A 23,055-nucleotide genomic window follows, 5' to 3' on the forward strand; every position below is an offset into this window, starting at 1 on the left:
TGAGGCCGATGTACGAGCACGTCGACCCGTTCATCGGGACCGGCGCCACCGACCTGCCCACGCCCAAGGGCCTGGCCGCGACCTGGTGGTGGCCCAAGCCGCAGGTCGGCAACACCCACCCGGGCGCCATGCACCCCTTCGGGATGGTGTCGGCCTGCCCGTACTCCGGCGCCTACCCGACCGGCTACGGGCTGTACGACTTCAACACCGAGGGCGTGCCCGGACAGTTGTACGACCGCCCGGTCGCCTCCGGCTTCACGCACTTCCAGCAGTCCGGCACCGGCGCGATCCGCAAGTACTACAACTACTTCCGGGTCACGCCGATGCTCGGACCGCTCGACGACCTGGGCACCACGTGGGACCTGCTGGACGAGGTGGCCGAGCCCGGCTACTACGCCGCGACGCTGAGCTCGGGGGTGCGCTGCGAGGTGACGGTCGGCCCCAAGTCGGCTGTGCACCGGTACACCTTCCCGTCGCACGACGCCGCCCGGATCGTCATCGACGCGTCGACCGGCGGCCTCGCGATCCCGCACAGCAAGACCGTCCCGCTGAAGGCACACCTGGCACTGCTGGAGCCGGGTGTGGCGCAGGGCGAGATCCACGTCGAGGGCGTGCCGCTGGCCGTGCACCTGGAGGTCGACGCCCCCGGCTGGCGGCAGCTGCTGTGGTACGACCGGCGCCTGATGCCCGGCGGAACCCGCCTCGACTTCGACTACATCCGGCCGACGACGCTGCGGCCGTTCGGGCTGATCTTCATAGGCCCTTCGCGCGCCGAGCAGACCGTCGAGGTGCGGCTCGGGTTCTCCCTGCGCGGGTGCGAGACGGCCCGCGACAACCTGCACTCGGACGTCGGCCGCACCCGGACCACCTTCGCCGTACGGCGGGACCGCACGGCGGCCACCTGGCGCGACCACCTCGGCAAGGTCGCGATCAACGCCGCGTCCGATGACCAGGCGACCGTGTTCGGCACCGCGCTCTACCACTCGCTGGTCAAGCCGTGCTTCGCCCCGGACGAGAGCCCCTCCTGGACGACCGAGGGGCCGTACGCGTTCGACATCTGCACCATGTGGGACATCTACCGCACCCAGCTGCCGCTGATGACCACGCTGTTCCCGCAGCGTTCGGTCGCGCTGGCCGGCGCGATGCTGTCGATCTGCGAGCAGGAGGGCAACCTGCCGATCGGCTACCGGATGGCCAAGGGCGCCGACCGGTTCTCCCGGCAGGGCAGCGCGCTCGCGCACACCTTCCTGGCCGACCTGTGCCACCTGGACCTGCCGGGGATCGACTGGGACTGGGCCATGGTGCACCTGGAGATGGACCTGCGCCGGACGTACGGCGAGGACTACCTGGTGCACGGTGTGGCGCACCCGATCAGCCACACCCTCGATCTCGCGTACGCCTACCACTGCACCGCGGCGATCGCCCAGAAGGTCCGCGACCGGCCGCTGGCGCAGCAGATGCGTGATCTCGCGCAAGGCTGGCGGGCGGCGTACGACCCGGGCACCGGTCTGCTGCGCGACTCGACGTTCTACGAGGGCGGCCGGTGGAACTACTCCTTCCGGCTGCTCCACGACATGCGCGCCCGGATCGCCCTCGCCGGCGGCGACGCGGCGTTCGTCAGGCTGCTCGACACGTTCTTCGGGTACGACGCCGCACCGATCACCCAGCCGGGCGTGGCGCCGAGCGTGGCCGAGATGGACGCCGGGTACGGCCTGTGCCGGTTCGAGGGCCTGAACAACGAGCCGGACTACGAGGCACCGTGGTCCTACCACTACGCCGGCCGGCCGGACCGAACCGCCGAGGTCGTACACGCCGCGATCGCCAACCAGTTCGGCACCGGCCGCGGCGGCCTGCCGGGCAACGACGACTCCGGCGGGCTGTCCGCGTGGTACGTGTGGGCGACGCTCGGGCTGTTCCCGGTCGCCGGGCAGAACCTGTTCCTGGTGAGCGCGCCGGCCGTGGCGGAGTCCACGACCCGGCTGCCCGAGGGCAACCTGTCCATCACGACGACAGGCTTCGAGCAGGTCGAGGCAGGCGGACCGGTCTCCTACGTCCAATCCATCGCGGTCGATGGCAAGACCCTCGAGCGCCCCTGGATCTCCGGGCGGGAACTGCGGCACATCCGCACCCTGCACATCGAGCTCGGCCCCCGGCCCTCCGGCTGGGGCGCCCGGATCAGGCCACCGTCCACGTCCGACCCACTGCACACCACTGAAGGTGAGGCATGACCATCGACGACCACTCCCCCGAACCGTCCACACCCAACCGCCGCCTGGTCATCGTCGTCCGCGCCGACCCGGTGATCTGCGGGCACTCCGGTGAGGCGCGGTGCCTCGCAGAGGTGGCGCTCACCCGCGGGTTCGACGACGTACGGATCGTGACGTGGCCGCTCGACGCGCTCGAGGCGGCCGGGCTGCCGTTGAAACCGCTCGATCGCGTGCTGCCGTACAGTCCCGGGATCACCGTGGAGCGGCCCGGCCCGGTCGGCGACTACCGGGTTCCGGACGGGCGTTACCTGTCCGGGCTGGTCGGGCGGTTGGTCGAGCTGTTCAGCGACGGGGTGCCGACGGTGGCGATGTCGCTGTACCTGAGCCCGCACGCGATCGCCGTACAAGAGGCCGTCCAAGTGGCGCGCCGGATCGGGCCCGCCCAGGTCATCACGGTGGCCGAGGCGGTGGGCTCGGACATCACCAACGTGGTGCGCGAGTGTGTGGACACCGGCCGGTTCGGGGCGGCCGCGCACATCCTGTCGGTCTACCTGGCCGCCGATCACTGCGTGGCGGTGTCGGAGTACACCAGGGACCTGATCGTGGCCGCGGCGGCGACCCTCGACGGCATGCACGGCACGACGTTCGCGCAGCAGTGCCGGGAGCGGATCGCGATCTCGTACCCGGCGGTCAACTCCTGGTCGTACCTGTCGCTCACCGACGACAAGATCGCCGAAACCCTCGCCCGGCGCGGCCTCGCCCGGGACGGGTACGTGCTGTTCCTGTCCCGGATCGCCTCGGCGAAAGGGGTCGACGACCTGATCGACGCCTACGCCGGGTCGCGGTCGGCCGAGCGGGTGCAGCTGGTCCTGGCCGGGCGCGGGCCGCAGGAGGACGAGGTGGTGGCGCGGGTGGCGGCAGCGGGCCTGGGCGAGCGGGTACGGGTGCTGACCGACGTGGACGACGCGGAGAAGCCGGCGCTGATGGCCGGCAGCGCGGCGTTCGTGCTGCCGACCCGTGAGCAGCCGGAGTTCGTGGAGACGTTCGGGATCGCACTGGTCGAGAAGGCGCTCGCCGGCGGCGGGCCGGTCATCACCTGCGCGACCGGCGGCGTACCGGAGGCGATCGGTGACACGGCCCTGCTGGTGCCGCAGCACGACCCGGTCACGCTACGAGCCGTGCTCGACGAGGTCGTGTGCGACTGGACCCATGAGCAGCGAGCGGAGGCCGAGCGGCGCGCGCGGGCGTACGCGTTGCAGTTCGATCGGGCCGCGGTGTTCGACCGGCTCTTCGCGCTGGCCGAGCCGCCCGCCGTCCACGTCGCCTGAGCTCTACTCGGTGCTCCAGACGGTCGCGTGCTGTTCGAAATACTCCGGGTCGCTGTGCACCGGGATGACGCAGAGCAGGTGACCGCCGGGCGCGCGCAGGGTGTGGCAGCCTTGCCAGCTCGCGACCTCGACCGCGCCGAGCCCGGTCAGCCGCGCCACTTCGGCCGGTACGTCGTCGGTCTCGATGTCGAGGTGGTAGCGCGGCTCGTCGTCGACGGACTGGATTGCCGTCACGTACCCCGGGACCGCGTCGTGCAGCGTGGTGAACTGCGGCTCCCCCTCCGGCGACGAGGTCCGGACGCCCAGCGCCCGCGACCAGAACGCCGCGGCGTCGTCCACCTCATCGCGCCGGACGTCGATCAGGAACGTGGAAACCCGGCTCCGATGCATGCCGGCCAACCTAACGTTCCGGACGGGGGTCGTCCGGAACCGGGGTTAGCCTGCTCGGCATGGAAGCGCTCGAGGAGTCGCAGGTCACCGTCGTCCCGGCGAACGAGGTGCCGTGGGAGGACCTGCAGGCCGTGTTCGGAACGACGGACGCCGGGCAGTGCCAGTGCCAGCGGTTCAAGATCCGCGGCTGGATCTGGCGGGACTCGACGCTCGACGAACGGATGACGAGGCTGCAGGACCAGACCGCCTGCGGTACGCCGGACGCGCCGTCGACGGCCGGCCTGGTCGCCTACGTCGACGGCGAGCCGGCCGGATGGGTCGCCGTCGAGCCGCGGACGGCCTACCCGAAGTTGCGGACGTCGCGCATCCCCTGGGCGGACCGCTCCGAGGACAAGGACGACGAGAGCGTGTGGGCCGTGACGTGCATGACCGTCCGCAAGGGCTTCCGCGGCCGCGGCCTCACCTACCACCTCGCCCGCGCCACGATCCCGTACGCCAGAACGCGCGGCGCCCGGGCCCTCGAGGCCTACCCGATGCTCACCCAGCCCGGCAAGACCATCACCTGGGGCGAACTCCACGTCGGCCCCCACCAAGCCTTCGAAGAAGCCGGCTTCCGCCAACTCACCCACCCCACCCTGCGCCGCACCGTCCTGCGGATCGACTTCGCCTGACTCAGTCATAGGTGGCCTGGGCCTGCCAGGCGGCTCGGTGGAGGGTGAAGAGCCAGGCGCGGGTGTCGGCGGTCTGGAACTGGAAGCGTGCCTGGCGGGTCTCGGCGCTCGGGTCCCACCAGCGCTCCGCGGTCAGCCACGGGCCGGCCCAGCCGGTGATCGGGTGGATCTTGTTGCTGTCGGCAACTTGAACGCCGGGGGCCCGGGCGGTGCCGACGGGGAGCAGGGTGAACGCGGACGGGACACCGGACAGCTCGCCGCGGGCGGTGACCGAGACCTGGGTGCCGTCGGCGGCGAACACCTTCGCGGGGATCGGCTCCGGGAAGATCGTGGTCGGCGCCAGGGCCGGCCAGCGCCCGCTGCCGGTGATCGCGCCGGGCCACGGCTGGTCCGGCGGCCGGGCCGGCACCGCCGGGTCGCCCCACGGGACCAGCGTCTGCCGCTCGGCGAACCCGCGCCCGCCGCCGATCACCACGGACGCGACCGCACCGTGACCGAGCATGCTCTGCACCCGCGACAACGCCCGGTGGATCCGCTCGTCCGGCCCGCCGCCCCACAAGCCGTCGGCATGCGCACCGACCGGATCCGCCTGGTCCGGGATCAGCCGCACCCGGACCACCGGTGACGTCAGCTCGCTGGTCGCCGTCCCGCTCCCCTGCAGTTGCCAGCGCACCCGGTCCACCACGTCCGTCGCGGTGAACCAGCGCGGATGCAACCACTCCCGCTCGTGGATCCGCCCGGACTCGGTGCCGACCTCGACCCGCAGCGTCGTACACACCAGGCCGAGCTCGGTCAGCCGGACGATCAGCTCGTCGGCGACCACCCGGACCGCGAACGCGACCTGGTCGACACGGTCCACCGGCGGCTCGAAATCGAGCGTGCGGGTCAGCTCCGGCGGGATCTCCCGGCCGGTCACCGGGCGGTCATCGCCACCCCGGGCGAGCCGGTGCGCGAAGGCGCCGTCCGGGCCGAACCGGGTCAGCACCTCGGTGCGGGGCAGCCGTGCGAACGCACCGAGCGACCGCAGTCCCAGCCGGCGCAGCAGATCCGTGAGCGCCGGCTGCTCGAGCACGTCGACCGACAGCGGCGCGAGGAACTCCGGCGAACCGCCCGGCGGCACCACGTGCACCCGGGTCCGCGCGGAACTCACCCGGGCCGCCTGCTCCGCGGCGAACGGGCCGTCGGCGACCCCGATCCGGCCGCCGGGCACGTCGAACGTCTCCAGCCGGTCGAGCAGCTTCGCCGCGGCGGTCTCCTCGCCGCCGTAGAACCGGGCCGGCCCGCGCGCCTTCAACGCGCACATCCCCGGACGGATCACCTGCACGCCCGGCGTGATCGCCTCCAGGCACGAGATCACCGGGTCGAACGCCCGCGCGTCGACGACCGCGTCGTACTTCAGCACGACCAGCTCCGGGCAGCGCGACTGCGCGTCCCGGGCCCGTTGCCCGCGACGCACCCCGTCGGCGCGGGCGGCGGCGGAGGTGGCGAGCACCTTCCCCTTCTCCAGCACCGCGATCGGCTCGTCCGGCGACCGCCCGGTCGCCGCCGCGGCCGCCGCCACCGGCCAGTCCGGCACCCAGATCACCATCGTCCGAGTCAGCCCGCCGCCCATCAGCCCACCGCACCGATCCGGTCCGCCCACTCCTCCTGCCAGCCAGGAGCTCCAGCCGGCTCGGCGGAGCGGATCGCGCCGTCGGGGCCTGGCAGCCAGAGGTCGTGACGGGCCCGCGCGGCGGCGCGCCGGCCGGTCACCGCGACGGTCGCCCGGCGGGCGGTGAGCAGACCTTCGCCGTCACCGAGGCCGGTCCAGGTGTTGCTCTCGATCTCGAACCGGGCCTCGCTGCCCGGCCACGACCCGTAGGCGATCAGCATCGCGCCGCGGGTGCGGAGCCGCGCGGCCAGCCGGGACGCCTCCCCCGGCGTCACCTCGCCGGGCGGACGGACGACGACCACGGTGAGCGCGTCGACCAGCGCGGCCACGACGCTCAGCCACTCCCGCCCCGGATCCGGGACGAGCACGAGACGCTCCAGGTCCACCCCGAGCCCACGCGCCGCCTCGGCCCCGAACGACGGCACGCCGACCACACCGCACCAGGCGCCCTCCGCGGACGGCCCGGCCATCAGGGCCATCACCAGCGCGGCACTCCCACGCACCGAATACACCGAACCGCCGCGCAGGCTCGCGCCCGCCAGCAGCTCACTCACCGCCGGATGCGTCGGCAGCTCCCGGTCCACTCCCGCCGTGTCCAGCGCCTGCTGCACCCGGGCCGCCGAAGGCACCTTGCCGACCCCCGCGACCGGAGCGAGCCGCGCCTCCTCGCCGCCGGGCACCTCTTCCCGGGCCTCTTCCTGCGCCTTCTCCTGGGCATTCTTCTGGGCCTTCGCCCTGGCGAGGAGCAGGCGGGCGTGATCAAGGGCCGTGACCCGGCCTTCCGATGCCTCGCTCCCCGTCATGACTCCATGTTCGAACACCTGTTCGAGCAAGTCAATCCGGTCGTCCACAGGCCCGCGGCTGGCTAGAGTCCGGGGCATGCGACGCGTCGATCACCCTCGGTACACCAGCGCCTTGCGGCAGGTCGAGGACAGTATCGACGCCGCCTGGGACAGTTTCCGCGCCTCCGCCGGAGCAACCCCCGAGGAGGCTCGCGACCTGGCCGAGGTCGTCCTCCAGAACACCTCGGAGTTCGACTGGCGAGTCGTGGACGGCGCCCTGAAACAGCTCACCTGTCCGGATTGCGGCGCCCAACTCGGAGCAGGCTCCCTCGGCTGCCCGAGCTGTGACCGGGCGAACGGGTTCCGGTTCGCGGCCCGCGAGACCGACAGGCCCGGCGTACCACCGGGCAACGAGCACGCGATCCGCGTCTCCTCCGCGGTCGCCCGCACCCGCCACCGCTACTCGCCGCGCGCCCGCGCCGGCTACGAAATCGTCCTCCCCGAACTGCTCGCCGGAGCGCTCCCGACGACCCGGCAGGCCCAGCACGCCAAGCACCTCATCAACCAGCTCACCGACGACGAGGTGGAGCACCTGCTCACCCTGGCGGACATAGGGTGAGGGCATGCCAAGGACTATTGCCACCAACACCAAGGTCGAGCTCGACGGTCTGCTGGAGTTCGTGCGGCCGCGGCACCACATGTTGCTGATGACCACCCGGGCCGACGGGACCGTGCAGGCGTCGCCGGTCTCGGGCGGCGTGGACACCGAGGGACGGATCGTCATCTCGTCGTACCCGGAGCGCGCCAAGAGCACGAACGTGAAGCGGTCCGGCAAGGCCGGAGTCGTCGTGCTGTCGGACGAGTGGAACGGCGCCTGGGTTCAGGTGAACGGCAGCGGCGAGGTGATCGAGCTGCCGGAGGCAGTGGACGCGCTGGTCGACTACTACCGCTCCATCTCCGGTGAGCACCCGGACTGGGACGAGTACCGCGAGGCGATGGTGAAGCAGGGCAAGTGCCTGATCCGCATCACCCCGGAGCGCTGGAGCCCGATCGCCACCGGTGGGTTCCCGGCGCGCCTGGCCGACTGATGCGGACGGCACTGGTCGTCCACGCGCATCCGGACGACGAGGTGTTCGCCACAGGTGCCGCCACGTCCGTGCTGAGCGATCAGGGCTGGCATGTCGTCCTGCGGGTCGCCACCGGCGGCATGCACGGAGCCCTCGATCACCTCGGCGTCTCCTGCGCACTGCTCGGCATCAAGGAGTGGGACTGGCTGGGAGAGGTCGACCAGTGGATCGACGACGGCGGGCGCGGTGGACCGCGCTCGCCGGCCGCGGCGTCGCCGGACGCCCTGGCCGAAGCGATCGAGGTCGCGGCCGCCCAGGTCGAGCCGGAGCTCATCCTCACCGTGGGCAGCGACGGGCTGACGGGTCACCCGGACCACATCGCCGTCTCACAAGGCGTCCAGCAAGCCCTGCGGCGCCTTGACTGCCGTGCGCTCGGTGCACGAGTCAGGGCGCAAGACGTGCGTGCCGGCGAGCAACTGATCCAACAGCTCGCACCAGGCGAGCGTGTCGGCTCGGGCAAGGTCAAGGGATGCGAGGCGCCGCTAGCAGTGATCGGTGGAGCATCAGAGCAGCGACGGCGGCAAGCACTGGACGCGTACTACGAGGGTCTGGGCAGCAAGCCGCTCGCAGAACTCCTCGGCGTACACAGGGCAAGCAGCGACGGCCTGCTGCTGCGTGCGGTGTTCGACGCGGCCGGCTGGCAGCACGACCGTTTCGAGGAGCTCACTGCTTCGAACGGCGCTCCATCGTCGCGGTGATGCGTTGCATGGCGCCTTCGAGGTGTTCGCGCAGCGCCGCCTCGGCGCCCTCCTCGTCGTGCGCCACACAGGCGTCAAGGATGGCCTGGTGTTCGCGCCGGGTCTGCTCGATCCGGGCCTTGGTCTGCCGCGAGCCGAACCGGTAGCGCTCGCTGTTCTGCCAGACCGGCTCGATCGCGCGGGGCAGCCACCGCGAACCGCCGGCCCGGTAGATCGCGAAGTGGAACTCGGTGTGGGCCTGCCGGGACGCGATGTTGTCGCCCTGCTTCGACAACCGGACGTGCTCGGCCAACGCGGTCCGGGCCGCCGACGCGTCCGTGTCGGAGAACTGCGTCGCGGCGGCCCGCACGGCCAGCGACTCCAGCGCCAGCCGGGTCTCGTGGGTGTCGCGCAGGTCCTCCATGGACAGCTCACGAACCCAGGCGCCCTTGTGCGGGACGATCTCGACCAGTCCGAGCGCCGCCATCCGCCGCAGCCCTTCCCGGATCGGCATCTGGCTCATGTCCAGCCGCTTGGCGAGCTCCTCGAGCCGCAGCGCCGTACCACTGGGGAGTTCGCCGGACAGGATCAGTTCGTGCAGCTCGGCGGCGGCTTCCTCGGCGAGCGTACGACGCCCGGTCGGTCCACCGGGCGTGAGCTCGAGACGTCGGATCATCAGTAGCTGGCAGCCTCTCTCCTCTTCAGCTCTGGAGGTACCGTAGCCGCCGACCGGGTATCCGGAGCCCTTCGGCGACGGATTGCTCAGTAAATACAAGTGGTCTAGCCCACCCGCGGCTGATCAGAGAGTCGTCAGATCCAGCAGCACACGGCCCGCCGGCCGGTCCAGAATGTCGTTGATCCGGTCCGCCGGTACGACGTCATAATCGGCTCGCCAGGACGTCCCCGCGATGCCGGCCAGCGCGTGGCCGACCGCGTCCGGTGCCAGCACGGTCCGCTGCAGGTTCACCGGCAGCACCCGCAGGTCCCGGCCGATCAGCTGGTGCAGGTCGATGGTGGTGAACTCTCCGGCCTTGTACCCCAGGACGGCGATCCGCCCGCCCGGAGAGATGTGGCCGAGCACTCCACCGGCCACCGGACCGCCCATGGTGTCGATCACCGCGTCGCACCACGGCAACTCCCGGCCCACCTGTCCGAGGCCGTCGACGCGGACGAGCTGATCGACCAGTCCGTTCGCGTCGTCGGCGCGGTCGTCCATCGACACCAGGCCGATCACCCGGGCCGCACCCGCCGCCCGTGCGATCGCAGCGCTCATGCACCCGACCAGACCGGTCACTCCGGTGACGACCACGGTCTCACCCTCCTGCACGTCGGCCACGCGACGTACGGCGGTGTGCGCGGTCAACGCCGGCGTCATCAACGCCAGCGCCGTACCGGCCTCCAGTGACGGCGGCAGCCGATGGACGGCGGCGTTCGGCACGACGGCGTACCGGCCCCAGACGCCGGCCCGCGTCACACCGGCGCCTTCGCCGCGGACCACCACCGGCGTCCCCGGTTCGACGACGTCGGAGCTCACCACCACGCCGGCCCCTTCGGAGCCGGGCACGAACGGCGACGGTTGCCGGCCGGACAGGGCCGACCGGTCCAGCGGCGTGACCGAGGCCAGCCGCATCTCCACCAAGGTCTCACCCGGGCCGGCGGTCAGCTCGACCTCTTCGGCCTTCAGCTGCTCCCCTGGTCCATGACTGCGCAAGACAGTCCCCCGTGTACTCACTTCGCTACCCCGTTCCCCACGATTTGATATCTGATCACAACCACGACCAGACGCAAGACCCGTCTCACCACTCGGCGACCTCCTTCGCCAGCGGCCGGGTCAGCACCTCGGCCGTGGCGGACCGCGCGGCAGACACTCCGTCGCTGCCCATCGGGAACGGCCAGTCGCTGCCGGCCAGCACCCGTCCGGGCCCGAACGTCTTCGTCAGCAGTTCCAGTACGGCGTCGTCGTGGACCAGGTCGTCGACGTAGAACCGGCGCAACGCCTCGGCCACCGGCAGGGACACCGGTGCGATACCCGGCCGGGCCTGGTCGATCCCACGCTGCCACCGTCCGGCGACAGCCGCCGTCACACCACCCCCATGGCACAGGCAGAACCGGATCCCCGGAAACCGCCCCGGCACGTCCGCGAAGACGAGCGAAGCCGCCGCCAGTCCGGTCTCGTACGGATTCCCCAACAGGTTCGACAGGTAGAACGAATCAAGCCGTTCGTCGTCACTGTGGCCGGGGTGAATGAGCGTGAACGCCTCGAGCGCGTCCAGCACGCGCCACACCGGATCCAGCCCGGCGTAGCTCGGCGTACCGAGGGCGAACCCGCCGAAGACACCTTCCTGCGCCAGCGACGCGGCGACCGCAGGTGCGGCCGCGTCGAGCAGCGGCAGGTGCGCCAGCACCCGCAGCTGAGGTGTGGCGAGCTCCCGGAGACCCTGGTTCACCAGCTCGGCCCACTCGATGCCGGCGTCGTACCGGAAGAGCGCCGGCGGCACCGACACGACAGCACCGTCGAGGTCCTGCTCGGAGATCCAGTGCAGCAGCGCGGCCGGGTCAGCGAGCCGGCCGAGCGGGAGCCGCTCTCGGTCGACGACCAGCGCGCCGTTGTCGACGGACAGCCCGAACTCACCCCGCTGCGCCGCCGACAGCACGGTCGGCGGGATCAGGTGGGTGTGGACATCCCAGCCGGCCATGTCAGCGGGCGTCCTCGTCGTTGTCGTAGAAGTCCGGACGCTCCGGGTAGTGCGGACCGTCGTACACCTCGAGGAGCACGGACGTCTCCTCCGCACGCGTCGGACCGTGGACGACGCCCTTGGGGTTCCAGTAGAAGCTGCCCTTGGTCAGCGTCGTCCCGGTCGGCAGGTACACGTACCGCCCGGACAGGCAGAACATGAACTGGTTCGACGCGTGCTTGTGCTCCGACGGGATCCCCGAGCCCTTCTCGAACCGCACCAGCGCGATCGACGCCTCGGTCACCGGGTCGCGCCACAGCATCTTGTGGGACAGGCCGGCCAGCGACTTCTCCACCCACTCCAGGTCGTCCGTCTGCAACAGGATCTCCCGCAGCGGCTCGTCCATACTCATGGGACCTCCCGGCCGGTGACCCGCGTGTACAGCTGCTCGGCCACGCCGGGGCCCATCGGAGCCACTGCGGCGATGTGACCGTCCGGCCGGATCAGTACGACGCTCTCCGCCGGTACGCCGTACCGCTTGGTGGCCACGCTGCCGGGGTCGAACAGTGCCCGGTCCCGCAGGCCGGAGTCGTGCGGCGCGTCCCAGCGAGACACCGCGTAATGCTGCAACGCCGGCGACTCGTTGACCGGGATCTCCGGCCGGCGCCGTACGTCGGTGAAGTAGAGCGCGACGAACGAGTCGCGGCAGAGGTCGTGGATCGACGTCCGGCCGGTCGGGCTCTGCAGCACCAGGTCCGGCGCGCGGTCACCCGCCCGGACCGCCGGCGGCGCGGCGGACGTGGCCACCATCGACCAGTCGCCCACACCTTCGACGTCCAGCCGCACGCTCAGCAGCGTCCGGTTGTACGCCGTGGCCCACGGGCCCGTCGCCTCGGTGACAGCACCCCGCTGGAAGGACATGTACTTGCGGGCCGCCTCGGCCATCTCGCCCGAGCCCTCGATCGCGACCGGACGCTGCTCCTGCTCGTAGCCGTCCAGCAGCGACGGGTCGGCCCAGCCCCGCAGCACCCAGGCCAGCCGCCACGGCAGGTTCGACGCGTCCAGCGCGCCCGTGTTCAGGCCGAGCGCCCACATCGGCGTGATCAGGTGCGCGGCATCGCCCATCAGGAAGACCTTGCGGTCCTTCGTCCACTGCTCGGCAACCCGGTGGTGCACGTTGTAGACGACCGAGCCGAGCAGCTCGATCCGGTCCACCTCGCCGATGAACTGCTTCACCTTCACCAGCAGGTCTTCGTCATCCGGTGTGTCGGCGCCCGGCGCCAGCGGGAACAGGAACCGCCAGTTGTCCGGCTGCCGGATCAGCACCATCCACTCGGACTTGTCCGCGAAGTAGGCGAGGTACGGGTAGTCCCTGGCGTTGTCGACGTCCAGATCCACCACGACGTCGATCAGCATGTACCGCTCGGGCAGGGTCTCCCCCACCACCTTCACACCGAGCGCGTCCCGGATCTTGCTGCGTCCACCGTCACACGCCAGCAAGTGCGACGCTTCCAGCTCCTGCGGGCCGTCCGGGGTCTCCAGTTGCAGTACCACCCGGTCGTCGAGCACCTCGAACGACGTGAGCCGGTGCTGCGTCCGCACGGGCTCCGGAAGCGCCGCGGCCAGCAGCGGCTCCATCTTCTGCTGCGGCAGGTTGATGACGAACGGGAACTGCGTGTCGTTCACGAGCTCGGCGAGCTGCACCGAGGCGCGCGGGGTGTTGGTGGCCCGGTCGATGTCGCCGATCTCGTCGATCCGCAGCGCGGCGCCGAGGATGCGGTCGACCGCGCCGTACCGGTTCCAGATCTCCAGCGTCCGGCTCAGCGTCGTACCGGCCTTGGTGTCGGACGACAGGACGGCGTCCTCCTCCAGCAGCACGTACGGGATGCCGTAATGCGCCAGACCCAGTGCGGTGGTCAGACCGATCGGTCCGGCACCCACCACGGCGACAGGCAGCTGTTCAGTCAACTCTCACTCCGTGCAGCTAGTTGAAGCTCGTGAGCTTGGCAAAGGCACGTTCCCGCGTCAGCACCGATCCGGTCATCGCGGCCGCGTCCGACAGCAGGAACAGCAATGGGCCGACCACGTCCTCGGGGTCGCCGATACCTATGGTGTTCTGCCAGTGCTCGCGGTCCGCACCGGCGTTCGCACCGCGGAACTGCTCGGTGTCGATCACGCCCGGCGCGACCACGTTCACCCGGACCCGGTCGCCGGCCACCTCGACCGCCAGCGTCTTCGCGAACGCCACCAGCGCCGCCTTACTGGCCGCGTACGCCGCGGCGCCCGCGTACCCGTTCGACGCCATACCCGACGTGAACACGACCACTGAACCGGACCGCCGCGCCACCATGTGCGGTACGACGGCCTGGCACGCCCACACCACACCGTCCAGGTTCACCTGCAACGTCCGGCTCCACGACGCCGCGTGCATGTCCAGCACCGGCGACCGCGGCTGCACCGCCGCGCCGGCGACCAGGCCGTCGATGCGCCCGTACCGCTCCAGCACACCCGCTACCGCGTCCTTGATCGCAGACTGGTCCGCTACGTCCACCTTGACGTACTCCACACCGCTGGGCGGCACAGTGACGTCGAAGACGACCGCCGTACCGCCGGCGGCGTTCACCGCGGCGGCCAGCGCCGCGCCGATGCCCTGCGCGCCGCCCGTGATCACGACGACCTCACCGGTCGCGTCGAAGCGCGCCTTCACGGCGTCTCCTGTTCCTTCGACGCCTGCTTCGATGTCATCGTCTCGGTGATCCGCTGGAACGCACCGGCCAGATGGCTGCGCAACGCCCGCTCGGCCGCGTCCGGGTCCTGGGCCACACACGCGTCCAGGATCGCCTGGTGCTCCTGCCGGCTGCGCTCGATCAGGAATGCGGTCGGCCGGCTGCCGAACCGGTAGCGCTCGCTGTTCTGCCAGACCGGCTCGATTGCTCGCGGCAACCACTGCGACCCACTGGCCCGGTAGATGGCGAAGTGGAAATCCGCATGGGCCTGACGGGCGCCGGCGGAGTCCTCCGCGCGCGACAACCGGAGGTGCTCGGCCAAGGCAGCCGCGGCCTTGGTCAGGTCCTCCTCGGTGAAGCGGGCGGCCGCAGCACGGACGGCGAGACTCTCCAGCGCCAGCCGGGTCTCGTGGGTGTCCCGCAGATCCGACAACGACAGGTCCCGCACCCACGCGCCGCGATGCGGGATGATCTCGACCAGCCCCAGCGCCTCGAGCCGCCGCAGGCCTTCACGGACCGGCATCTGGCTCATCTCCAGCCGGCTGGCCAGCTCCACCAGCCGCAGCGGCGTACCGCTGGGTAGTTCGCCGGACAGGATCAACTGGTGCAACTCGGCCGCCGCGTGCTCGGCGAGAGTACGGCGACCTCCCTTGCCGCCGCCCGGCAGCAACTCCAACGGGCCGCTCATCCGCGCACCACCCGGTTGCGCAACTCACCGAGCTTGTCCGCGCGGGTCACGACCACATCGCCGTCCTGCAGGAACACCTGCGGCTCGCGGGCGTTGCCGATACCAGCCGGCGTACCGGTGAGCAGCAGGTCGCCCGGGCGCAGCGTCATACCGAAGGACAGCTCACTGATCAGGGTGGCGACGTCGAACGCCATCTGCCGCGTCGACGCGTCCTGGCGCACCTCGTCGTTCACCAGGCACTGCAGCTGGATGTCCTGCGGATCCCCGACCTCGTCGGCGGTGACGATCCAAGGCCCCAGCGGCATCGTGTCGTCGATGCTCTTGCCCTTCAGCCATTGCCCGCCGTGCGCACGCTGCAGGTCTCGCTGCGACACGTCGTTCGCCAGCGTGTAGCCCCAGACGTGGTCGAGCGCGTCATCGACGGCGATGTTCTTACCGGTCTTGCCGATCACCAGCGCGACCTCGGCCTCGTAGTCCCACTTGGCGGAGATCGCCGGGTCCCAGGCGATGTCGTCGTACGGACCGATCACCACGTCCGGGCCCTTGGTGAAGAACGTCGGGTGCTCGGGACGGTCCACGTCCTGCCCCTCGCGCTTGCCCTTGCTCTCCTCGAAGTGGGCCCAGTAGTTCCACCCGGTGCAGAGGATGTCCCGCCGGAACCGCCGCAACGGCGCCCGCAGCAGCTCCGCCCGGAACGGGATCGTATCCACCACCGAGGCGCCGTCCGTGATCACCCCGGTGAGATCCGTTGCCGACAGCAACTGGACCGTGTCGCCGTCGAGGACGCCGGGTCGTTCCCGCCCGTCGTGCTCCACCGTCACGTACTTCATCTCAGGTCCACTCGACGCCACGCACAGAGTTCACCCCCGGTCAGGCGATCACGGCGATCGCGTTGATCTCGATCAGGTAGTCGGGATGCGCGAGCTTGCTGACCTCGACCATCGTCGAGGCCGGCAGCGGCTCGGTGAAGTACTGCGCGCGGATCTCGTGGATCTTCGCGAAGTCCTCCATGTTGCGCACGTACACATCCACCCGGCAGACGTCCGCCAGCGTGCCGCCGGCCGCCTCGACCGCCGACTTCACGTTCTCGCACACCTGCCGGGTCTGTTCCCGGACGTCACCGGGGCCGGCGATGCCGCCGTCCGGCCGGCGCGCGGTCATCCCGGAGACGAACACCAGCCGTCCGGTCGCCTCGACCGTGGTCGCCTGCGAGAACACCCCGTTCGGGCTCCGCAACGCGCCGGTGGTCACCTGTGTCTTCGGCATCAGCCCACTACTCCTCCCGCCGGGACGACGGCGCCGACCGCGCGTGCGGCCGCCAGCAGCCCGTCCAGTCCCGACCTCTCGATCAGTACGCCGCTCCGCCGCTGCTGCGCTGCGCGCTCGGCCTCGATCTCACCCGGCAGGTACAGCCGGTTGACGCCCGGCGCCGTCGCGCTCCCCCGGACCCGCGCGGCCAGCCCGGACGAGCGCCGCTTGAAGTCCTCGACACCGCCCATCAACTCCGGGTCGATCGCCAGGAACAGGTGCGCGCAGTCGTTCGGCCGGTCCGGCTCCCGGTACAGCGGGCGGACCTGGTCGCCCCACCCGCCACCGCTCAGCACGCCGGTGAGCACGTCGATCATCAGCGCCAGCCCGAAACCCTTGTGGCCGGCGGCCGGCAGCAGCATGCCGAGCACCGCCTCGTCCGGGTCCGTGGTCGGCGTGCCGGACGGGTCGGTGGCCCAGGTGTCCGGGATCGGCCGCCCGGCCGACGCCGCCAGCCGGATCTTGCCGAGGGCAACGGCCGACAGCGCCATGTCCAGCACGATCTCGACACCGGCCGTGGTCGGCACCGCGATCGCCAGCGGGTTGTTGCCGACCAGCCGCTCGGCGCCGCCGGGGGCGGGCATCAGCGGCGTCGTGTTCGACACCGCGATACCGATACACCCCGCCTCGCCGGCCTGCATCGCCCAGCGGCTGGCCGCCCCGAAGTGGTGGGCGTTGCGCACCGAGACGATGCCGATCCCGTACCGGCCGGCGCGCTCGATCGCGTGCCCCATCGCCTGCGGACTGGACAGCTGCCCCATCCCGCCGCGGGCGTCGACCACCATCGCGGCGCCGGCGTCGAACAGGATGTCGAGCTCGCGCTCCCGAGTCACGCCGCCGGCGTTCAGCCGCTCGACGTACATCGGGACCAGCATCACGCCATGCGAGCTGACACCGCGCAGATCGGCCTCGACGAGCGCGGCGGCGATCTCGTCCGCGTCCTCGGACTCGAAGCCGAGCGCAGTGAACACGCCGGCCACCGTGGCCTCCAGCCACTCGGGCCGGACCAGCACCCGCCGGTCCGCGTCGGACGCCTGAGCGGTCATCGAGTTTCCCGGGCCCAGGGCAGCAAGACGTGCTCGAGCAGGACGAGGGCGTAGAACAAGACGATGCTCATGATGCTGAGCAGCGTGATCGCGGCGAACGCCAGCGTGGTGTCGGCGCTGGCGCCGGACTGCTGGATGACGTACCCGAGTCCCTTGGTGGCGCCGACGAACTCGGCGATCACCGAGCCGATCACCGCCAGCGAGATCGCGACCTTGAACCCGGTGAAGATCTGCGGCATCGCGTAGCGCAGCCGGAGCTTGAAGAACTCCTGCGCCCGGCCGGCGTTCAGCGACCGCATCAGCTCGACCAGCTCGGCCGGGGTCGACTTCATCCCCTGCGCGGTCGAGATGACGATCGGGAAGAAGCACATCAGCAGCACCATGACGACCTTCGGCCACTGCCCGAAGCCCATCCAGATCACCAGCAGCGGCGCGATCGCCACCTTCGGGATCGAGTTCACCATCAGCAGCAGCGGGTACACCAGCCGCTCCAGGACCACCGACCGGACGATCACGAGCGCGATCGGTACGCCGATCACGATCGCGAGCCCGAAACCCTCGACCGTCTCGAGCAGCGACGTCCCGGTCTCGCGCAGCAGACTGCCGGGCTGGTCGAAGAACTTGACCACCACGTCCCACGGGCTCGGCAGCAGGTACGGCTCGATCGAGAACACGACCGTCGCGCCCCACCACAACCCGATCGCGGCGGCCAGGCCGACGATCGGAAGGATCACGGCGGCCACCGGCGAATCGGTCAGCCAGGTGCGCTTCGGCATCGTCCGCCCGGTCATCGCGGCCGCACCTCGTCGGCGATCTCCTTCTCGGCCAGCAGCTCGTGCAGCCGGCCGCTGATCGCGGCGACCTCGGTGAGGTGCGCGTTCTGGCCGAGGCTGCGCGGCCGCGGGATGTCGATGTCGACGACCTCCCGCATCCGGCCCGGACGCGGCGTCAGCACGACCACCCGGTCGGCCAGCACGACGGCCTCCTCGATCGAGTGCGTGACGAACACGATCGTGGTGGACAGCTCCATCTTGATCCGCTGCAGCTCTTCGGACAGCTCCGTCCGGGTCAGTGCGTCGAGCGCCGAGAACGGCTCGTCCATCAGCATCACCTGCGGGTCGCGGATCAGCGACCGGCACAGTGACACCCGCTGCTGCATACCGCCGGACAGCTCGTGCGGCAGCCGGCGCTCGAACCCTTGCAGGCCGACCAGCTCGAGCAGCTGGTGGGCACGGTCCCGGTACGCCGCCTTGTTGCGGGTGCCCTTGTCGATCTCGACCGGCAGCATCACGTTCGACAACACCGAACGCCACGGCAGCAGGGCCGGCCGCTGGAACATGAACGAGACGTCCCGGCGCGGTCCGGTGACGGGCTTCCCCGCCACCTGGACCACACCGGACGTCGGAGGAAGCAGTCCCGCGATCAGCCGGAGCAGCGTGGACTTGCCACAGCCGGACCGGCCGATCAGCGTGACGAACTCACCGCCGCGAACGTGCAGGTCGATCTTCTCGAGAGCGGTCACCCGGCCCTCGCGTCCGTCGAAGACCTGCCCCACGCCGTCCAGGCGAATCATCCGGTTCCAGAACTCCTAACGTCAGCTCTTGGGAGCCAGGCTGAGCGTGACGACGTCCTCGGGCTTGACCGCGCCCTTGCCGATCGCGTCCGACTCCTCGAGCAGCGAGATGACCTTCTGCACCCGCTCCTGCGTGACGTCGCCGAGCGGACCCTTGAAGTCGTCCGGCTTGATGTACTCCTTCATGATCTCGAGTTCCTTGGTGGCGACCGCGAGATCGGTGTTAGGCACGTACTTCTTCAGCGTCGCGGCCGCCGCGGCCGGGTCGTCGTACGTGTCCTGCAGGCCCTTGAGCAGCGCGCCGGTGAACTTCTTCACCTGGTCCGGGTGGTCCTTGGCCATGTCCGTCCGGGTGATGATCGCGTTGCCGTACAGGTCCGGCAGCGCCTTGCCGTACGGAAGCACGACCGCCTTGCGGTGCTTCTCCTTGTCGGCGTTCTCGATCAGCGGCTGGCCGACCACGAACTGGCCGATGCCCTGCACCTTGCCGGACGCCAGCAGCGCCGGCAGGCCGGGCGGCGGCGACGGGAGGAACGTGACCGACTTCGCGTCGATGCCGACCGCCTTGGCGTAGACCGGGAACATCACGGTGTTCGTGGACCCCGGCTGGTCGCCGATGGTCTTGCCGGGCAGGTCTTTCGGGCTGTTGATGCCCAGACCCTCCAGCGACATGATCGCGGCCATCGACCGCTGGTGGACCATGCCGACGGTGGTCACCGGGAGCTTCTGCTTGGCGAGGGTGATGACGGTGGCGGTGAAGTCGCCGATGCCGTAGTCGGCCTGACCGCCGGCGACCAGCTTCATCACGTCGACGGTGCCGCTGCCGGGCGTGATCTTGACGTCGAATCCCGCGTCCTTGAAGTACCCCTTCTCGAGCGCGACGTACGCGTACGCCTCGCGTCCGAAGGTGTTGAACGACGTCAGGTAGCTGACCTTCTGCAGCCCGTTGTCGGCTGCCTTGCCGCTGTCGTCACCGCTGTTGCACGCACTCACCAGGGCGAGCCCCAGGACCGCCATCAGGGCGATGACGGAACGCCTCAACCTCATATCGACCTCTCTCGTCCCGATATTTGATCAAACATCAAATACTGAAAGGTGGTCAAACGGCCCGCGGGGTCTTCACGGGGACTTAACGTCCGCCGTGCCGGTCCTCGCAGTCCTGCCGGCCACCGTCCTGGAGCCGTTCCCCAAACCTGTCCGGAAACACATGCTGTAACCGGACGGGCACCCGCCCCGACCACAGACCGTACCTGCCGCAGCAGCAGATCGCGACGCCCACGAGGGCCGAACCCGCCCACTCTCCGTCAAATTTGCGTAAACCGTTGCCTACTGATGAGCAAAGTATGAATCTGCTCACCATCAGACAGCCTCGCCTTGCGTCGAGGCGGTCCCCGTCTGATCCAGCAGGTACTGGGGCGGGGTTGACGCTTCACAGCCTGCTGCGTCGCCCGCGGTCGCGGGTTCGGTCTCCTGCATGGCTCCACGTCCTTCCACCGGGCCACTCTCGGCGGGACTCTGTTCACCCTGGGCATGGATCTCGCCGAGTCGGGCGAGGTTGATCGCGGCATTCAGGTCCCGGTCGAGGACCATGCCGCAGTACTCGCACCCGTAGCTGCGCTCGGCCAGCAGAAGCCTTGGTTTTCGGCTGCCGCATCCCGAGCAGATCTTGCTGGACGGATACCAGCGGTCAGCGGCGACCAACCTCGATCCGTACCATGCCGTCTTGTAGGCGAGCATGCGTCGCACTTGCGCGAGCGCCGCATCCGCCAACGCGCGGTTGAGGCCGCGCTTACGCGCGCCACCACCGGTCCGCATGCCCGAGACGTTGAGCGTCTCCACGGTGATGGTCTGGTGTCGCTGGGCGAGCCGAGTGGTGGCCTTGTGCAGCGCGTCCCGCCGCTGGTTCGCCGTCCGGGCGTAGGTCTTGCTGATGCGGGCCCGAGTACGCAGCCAACGCTTCGACGGCTGTTGACGCCGCTTCGCCTCTGTGTTGAAGGGGCCGACCTGTCGCGCGGCCTTGCGCTGCAACGCACGCAACCGGACCCGCGCGCTCGCGAGGCTCTTGGGTGCATGGAACCGCTCGAACTCGCTGCCATCGGGGGTGGCGGCCACCAGCAGACTCTTCACACCGACGTCCACGCCCACCAGCGGCCCCCGCACACCCACATGCGCCGGGCGGACCGCTGCGCGTTGCACGAGAGCCTGGAAGGCGACATACCACCGCCCGGCACTGTCCCGAGTGAGCGTCGCGGAGAGCACCCGCGCGGTCCCTGCCTCGATGCGGCTTCCGAGCTTGCGGGTGGACTCGTGGGTGCGGATGCTGCCGAGCCTGGGCAGCGTGACGTGGTGCCGGTCAGCCTCGACCCGTACGACACCGGTGGTGAAGCGCACACTTGCGCGCTCCCGCTTTCCGTGGAAACGGGGAAACCCGACCGACCGTCCTGCACGCTCGCCTCGGCGGGACTTTGCCCACGCTTCCAGTGACCTCGCGAGGGAGTCCAGACCGGTGTTGTACGCCTCTTTGGAGTTCTGCCCCCACCACGGCGCCACCGCGTTCTTGCGCTTGTTCCACACCCGCCGCAGCGCTGGCAGCGACCAGCCCAGGCGCGGAGTCAGTTCGGACTCGGCGACGCCGTACGACTGCTCAGCGGCCCGCTGATCCAGCACCGCCTTCACGAGCCCGAGCATGTGGTTGCGGGCGAAACGCGCCGCTCCGGCGTGCGAACAAAACGCACGCTCCTGCGTTGGTGTGGGATCCAGCGCGTACCGGTACGCCTGTGCAACCCAACCATGCGGGATCTCCAACCGCGCCATGCCCTCCAGCCTTCCATCGGCCACCGACACTTGCCGGTTTGCCGGCGTTCACTCCGGGGAGGGAGGTGGCCCGGCCCGGCCTTTGGCAGGATGTGATGGTGCGACGGGTGACGCGGCGGGTATGGCGGGCGATCGGGTGCCTGTGGCGTCCGTCGACGTACCTGCGCTGGGTGTACCTGCTGCTCGGCGCGGCGCTGGTGCTGGCGTTCATCCTGGTCGACAGCGCGCTCGGCGCCGTGGTCTCCGACCTGGACCTGCCGAAAGTTGCCACCGGCATCATCTGGGTCCTGCTCGCACTGCTGCCCCCGGTCGCACTCGGCCTGCTGCCGGCCGTCCGCGAGGTCCAGGGGATCGCGGTCGAGTCGCTGCTCGCGGTGCGGTTCGACGAGCGGCCGCTCGGCCCGGCGCGGACCTGGGCACAGCGGCGGCGGACCAGCGTCTGGTTCTGCCTGCACCTGGTGGCCGGCGGCGTCGTCGGCATCCTCAGCACGATCGTGTTCGCCGTCGGCGCGATCTGGCTGGCGGCTCCGTTCCGCTCCCCCGGATCGCGCGACATCGTCCCGGGCTGGTCGTACGACATCCGCGGCGGCTGGAGCGACCTGTGGATGCCGGCTGCGGCCATCGGCGGTCTCGCCGGGCTGTTCCTGCTGTCGGCGGCGACCGGGGCACTCCTCGCCTACCTGGCGCCGCGGGTGCTCGGCCCGACCGCCGCGGAGCGCATCGAGCTGCTCGAGAAGCAGACCGCGACACTTGCCGAGCGCAACCGTCTGGCCCGCGAGCTGCACGACAGCGTCGGGCACGCACTGAGCCTGGTCACGCTGCAGGCGGCGGCCGCCCGGCGGGTGCTGGCCACCGATCCGGAGTTCGCCGAGACCGCGCTGGCCGCGATGGAGACCTCCGCCCGGGCGGCGCTGGCCGATCTCGACCACGTGCTCGGCCTGCTCCGCGACGACCGGCGGCCGGGGGCCCGGACGTCGCCGCAGGCCACGCTGGGCGGGCTCGACCGGCTGGTCGAGGCCACCCGGGCCGGCGGGATCACGGTCGAGGTCGAGCGGTCCGGCGATCTGGACCAACTGCCGGCCGCGGTGTCCCGGGAGGCGTACCGGATCGTGCAGGAGGGCCTGACCAACGCGATCCGGCACGCCGGCCGCCCGGCCGGCGAGCTGACCGTGCACCTGTCGATCTGCCTCGACGGGTCCGGGCTGCGGCTCGCGGTGACGAACCCGGTCAGCGGCAGGTCCGATCACTCCGGCGGCGGCCGCGGCCTGGCCGGTATCCGTGAAAGAGTCGCCGTACTGCGGGGAACCGTGGACGCCGGCCCGGTCACCCGGCCGGACGAACCGGGATGGCAGCTCGCGGTGCGGCTGCCGGTCAGCGTGACGAAGGGATGAG

General features: G+C 70.6%; 24 protein-coding genes. 7 read left to right on the forward strand and 17 right to left on the reverse strand.

Going from position 1 to position 23,055, the window contains the following annotated elements:
- Nucleotides 1–8 precede the first annotated feature (8 nt).
- Nucleotides 9–2,228 (forward strand): glycoside hydrolase domain-containing protein, encoded by a 2,220-nt coding sequence (locus AB0I12_RS15650; protein ID WP_359929601.1) that lies wholly within the window; start codon nt 9–11, stop codon nt 2,226–2,228.
- On the forward strand, nt 2,225–3,535 hold the full coding sequence (locus tag AB0I12_RS15655; protein WP_359929603.1) for a glycosyltransferase: 1,311 nt from the start codon (nt 2,225–2,227) through the stop codon (nt 3,533–3,535). Before AB0I12_RS15650 ends, AB0I12_RS15655 begins: the two co-directional genes overlap by 4 nt.
- 3 nt (nt 3,536–3,538) lie before the next feature.
- Here the strand turns inward: AB0I12_RS15655 and AB0I12_RS15660 are convergent, their stop codons facing one another.
- Complete coding sequence (locus AB0I12_RS15660) at nt 3,539–3,925, reverse strand: VOC family protein (protein ID WP_359929604.1); 387 nt, start codon at nt 3,923–3,925, stop codon at nt 3,539–3,541.
- A 59-nt stretch (nt 3,926–3,984) separates the two neighbouring features.
- On the opposite strand from AB0I12_RS15660, the gene AB0I12_RS15665 reads away from it, so the two are divergent.
- Nucleotides 3,985–4,596, forward strand: coding sequence for a GNAT family N-acetyltransferase (locus AB0I12_RS15665; protein WP_359929606.1), 612 nt, complete (start codon nt 3,985–3,987; stop codon nt 4,594–4,596).
- A gap of 1 nt (nt 4,597) precedes the next feature.
- Here the strand turns inward: AB0I12_RS15665 and AB0I12_RS15670 are convergent, their stop codons facing one another.
- Complete coding sequence (locus tag AB0I12_RS15670; protein WP_359929608.1) at nt 4,598–6,184, reverse strand: DNA polymerase Y family protein; 1,587 nt, start codon at nt 6,182–6,184, stop codon at nt 4,598–4,600.
- Between the two features lie 23 nt (nt 6,185–6,207).
- Nucleotides 6,208–7,050 carry a hypothetical protein gene (locus AB0I12_RS15675; protein ID WP_359929610.1) on the reverse strand — a complete coding sequence of 281 codons (843 nt, stop codon included), beginning with the start codon at nt 7,048–7,050 and terminating at the stop codon, nt 6,208–6,210.
- A gap of 76 nt (nt 7,051–7,126) precedes the next feature.
- Between AB0I12_RS15675 and AB0I12_RS15680 the strand changes: the two genes are divergently transcribed.
- Genes AB0I12_RS15680 through AB0I12_RS15690 form a run of 3 tightly spaced genes read left to right on the forward strand, consistent with a single transcriptional unit; the run spans nt 7,127 to nt 8,854 of the window.
- Entirely contained in the window at nt 7,127–7,648 is a 522-nt protein-coding gene (locus AB0I12_RS15680; RefSeq protein WP_359929611.1) for a hypothetical protein, read from the forward strand.
- A gap of 4 nt (nt 7,649–7,652) precedes the next feature.
- Complete coding sequence (locus tag AB0I12_RS15685) at nt 7,653–8,117, forward strand: PPOX class F420-dependent oxidoreductase (protein ID WP_359929613.1); 465 nt, start codon at nt 7,653–7,655, stop codon at nt 8,115–8,117.
- Entirely contained in the window at nt 8,117–8,854 is a 738-nt protein-coding gene (locus tag AB0I12_RS15690; protein WP_359929615.1) for a PIG-L family deacetylase, read from the forward strand. The genes AB0I12_RS15685 and AB0I12_RS15690 overlap by 1 nt, the downstream gene beginning before the upstream one ends.
- On the opposite strand, the gene AB0I12_RS15695 is transcribed toward AB0I12_RS15690, so the two are convergent.
- The 14 genes from AB0I12_RS15695 to tnpB all read right to left on the reverse strand — a co-directional run bounded on the left by AB0I12_RS15695 (nt 8,820) and on the right by tnpB (nt 21,663).
- Entirely contained in the window at nt 8,820–9,509 is a 690-nt protein-coding gene (locus AB0I12_RS15695; protein WP_355690357.1) for a GntR family transcriptional regulator, read from the reverse strand. The genes AB0I12_RS15690 and AB0I12_RS15695 overlap by 35 nt on opposite strands.
- 123 nt (nt 9,510–9,632) lie before the next feature.
- Nucleotides 9,633–10,544, reverse strand: a complete 912-nt coding sequence (locus AB0I12_RS15700) for a zinc-binding alcohol dehydrogenase family protein (RefSeq protein ID WP_359929617.1) — start codon at nt 10,542–10,544, stop codon at nt 9,633–9,635.
- Nucleotides 10,545–10,629: 85 nt separating this feature from the next.
- Nucleotides 10,630–11,529: an amidohydrolase family protein gene (locus tag AB0I12_RS15705; RefSeq protein WP_359929618.1), complete on the reverse strand. Its 900-nt coding sequence runs from the start codon at nt 11,527–11,529 to the stop codon at nt 10,630–10,632.
- Between the two features lies 1 nt (nt 11,530).
- The gene (locus tag AB0I12_RS15710) at nt 11,531–11,920 is read right to left on the reverse strand and encodes a cupin domain-containing protein (RefSeq protein WP_359929620.1); all 390 of its coding nucleotides are present in this window, start codon (nt 11,918–11,920) and stop codon (nt 11,531–11,533) included.
- The gene (locus AB0I12_RS15715; RefSeq protein WP_359929622.1) at nt 11,917–13,476 is read right to left on the reverse strand and encodes an FAD-dependent monooxygenase; all 1,560 of its coding nucleotides are present in this window, start codon (nt 13,474–13,476) and stop codon (nt 11,917–11,919) included. Before AB0I12_RS15715 ends, AB0I12_RS15710 begins: the two co-directional genes overlap by 4 nt.
- Nucleotides 13,477–13,492: 16 nt before the next feature.
- The gene (locus AB0I12_RS15720; protein WP_359929623.1) at nt 13,493–14,215 is read right to left on the reverse strand and encodes an SDR family oxidoreductase; all 723 of its coding nucleotides are present in this window, start codon (nt 14,213–14,215) and stop codon (nt 13,493–13,495) included.
- Nucleotides 14,212–14,922 (reverse strand): GntR family transcriptional regulator, encoded by a 711-nt coding sequence (locus tag AB0I12_RS15725; RefSeq protein ID WP_355690346.1) that lies wholly within the window; start codon nt 14,920–14,922, stop codon nt 14,212–14,214. The genes AB0I12_RS15720 and AB0I12_RS15725 overlap by 4 nt, the downstream gene beginning before the upstream one ends.
- A complete protein-coding gene (locus AB0I12_RS15730; protein ID WP_359929625.1) occupies nt 14,919–15,752 on the reverse strand; it encodes a fumarylacetoacetate hydrolase family protein in 834 nt (277 codons plus the stop codon). The genes AB0I12_RS15725 and AB0I12_RS15730 overlap by 4 nt, the downstream gene beginning before the upstream one ends.
- Before the next feature lie 40 nt (nt 15,753–15,792).
- The gene (locus AB0I12_RS15735) at nt 15,793–16,188 is read right to left on the reverse strand and encodes a RidA family protein (protein ID WP_359929627.1); all 396 of its coding nucleotides are present in this window, start codon (nt 16,186–16,188) and stop codon (nt 15,793–15,795) included.
- Nucleotides 16,188–17,276, reverse strand: a complete 1,089-nt coding sequence (locus AB0I12_RS15740) for an Ldh family oxidoreductase (protein WP_359929629.1) — start codon at nt 17,274–17,276, stop codon at nt 16,188–16,190. Before AB0I12_RS15740 ends, AB0I12_RS15735 begins: the two co-directional genes overlap by 1 nt.
- Nucleotides 17,273–18,067 carry an ABC transporter permease gene (locus tag AB0I12_RS15745; protein WP_359929630.1) on the reverse strand — a complete coding sequence of 265 codons (795 nt, stop codon included), beginning with the start codon at nt 18,065–18,067 and terminating at the stop codon, nt 17,273–17,275. The genes AB0I12_RS15740 and AB0I12_RS15745 overlap by 4 nt, the downstream gene beginning before the upstream one ends.
- Nucleotides 18,064–18,849 carry an ABC transporter ATP-binding protein gene (locus AB0I12_RS15750; protein WP_359929631.1) on the reverse strand — a complete coding sequence of 262 codons (786 nt, stop codon included), beginning with the start codon at nt 18,847–18,849 and terminating at the stop codon, nt 18,064–18,066. The genes AB0I12_RS15745 and AB0I12_RS15750 overlap by 4 nt, the downstream gene beginning before the upstream one ends.
- A 21-nt stretch (nt 18,850–18,870) precedes the next feature.
- Complete coding sequence (locus tag AB0I12_RS15755) at nt 18,871–19,896, reverse strand: ABC transporter substrate-binding protein (RefSeq protein ID WP_359929633.1); 1,026 nt, start codon at nt 19,894–19,896, stop codon at nt 18,871–18,873.
- Between the two features lie 312 nt (nt 19,897–20,208).
- Nucleotides 20,209–21,663 (reverse strand): IS607 family element RNA-guided endonuclease TnpB, encoded by a 1,455-nt coding sequence (gene tnpB / locus AB0I12_RS15760; RefSeq protein WP_359929635.1) that lies wholly within the window; start codon nt 21,661–21,663, stop codon nt 20,209–20,211.
- 107 nt (nt 21,664–21,770) lie between these two features.
- Here tnpB and AB0I12_RS15765 point away from each other — a divergent pair, with 107 nt between their 5' ends.
- Entirely contained in the window at nt 21,771–23,054 is a 1,284-nt protein-coding gene (locus tag AB0I12_RS15765) for a histidine kinase (RefSeq protein WP_359929636.1), read from the forward strand.
- Nucleotide 23,055: the final 1 nt, after the last annotated feature.

The sequence above is a fragment of the Kribbella sp. NPDC050459 genome (assembly GCF_040655315.1).
In the GTDB taxonomy this organism is placed as follows: Bacteria; Actinomycetota; Actinomycetes; order Propionibacteriales; family Kribbellaceae; genus Kribbella.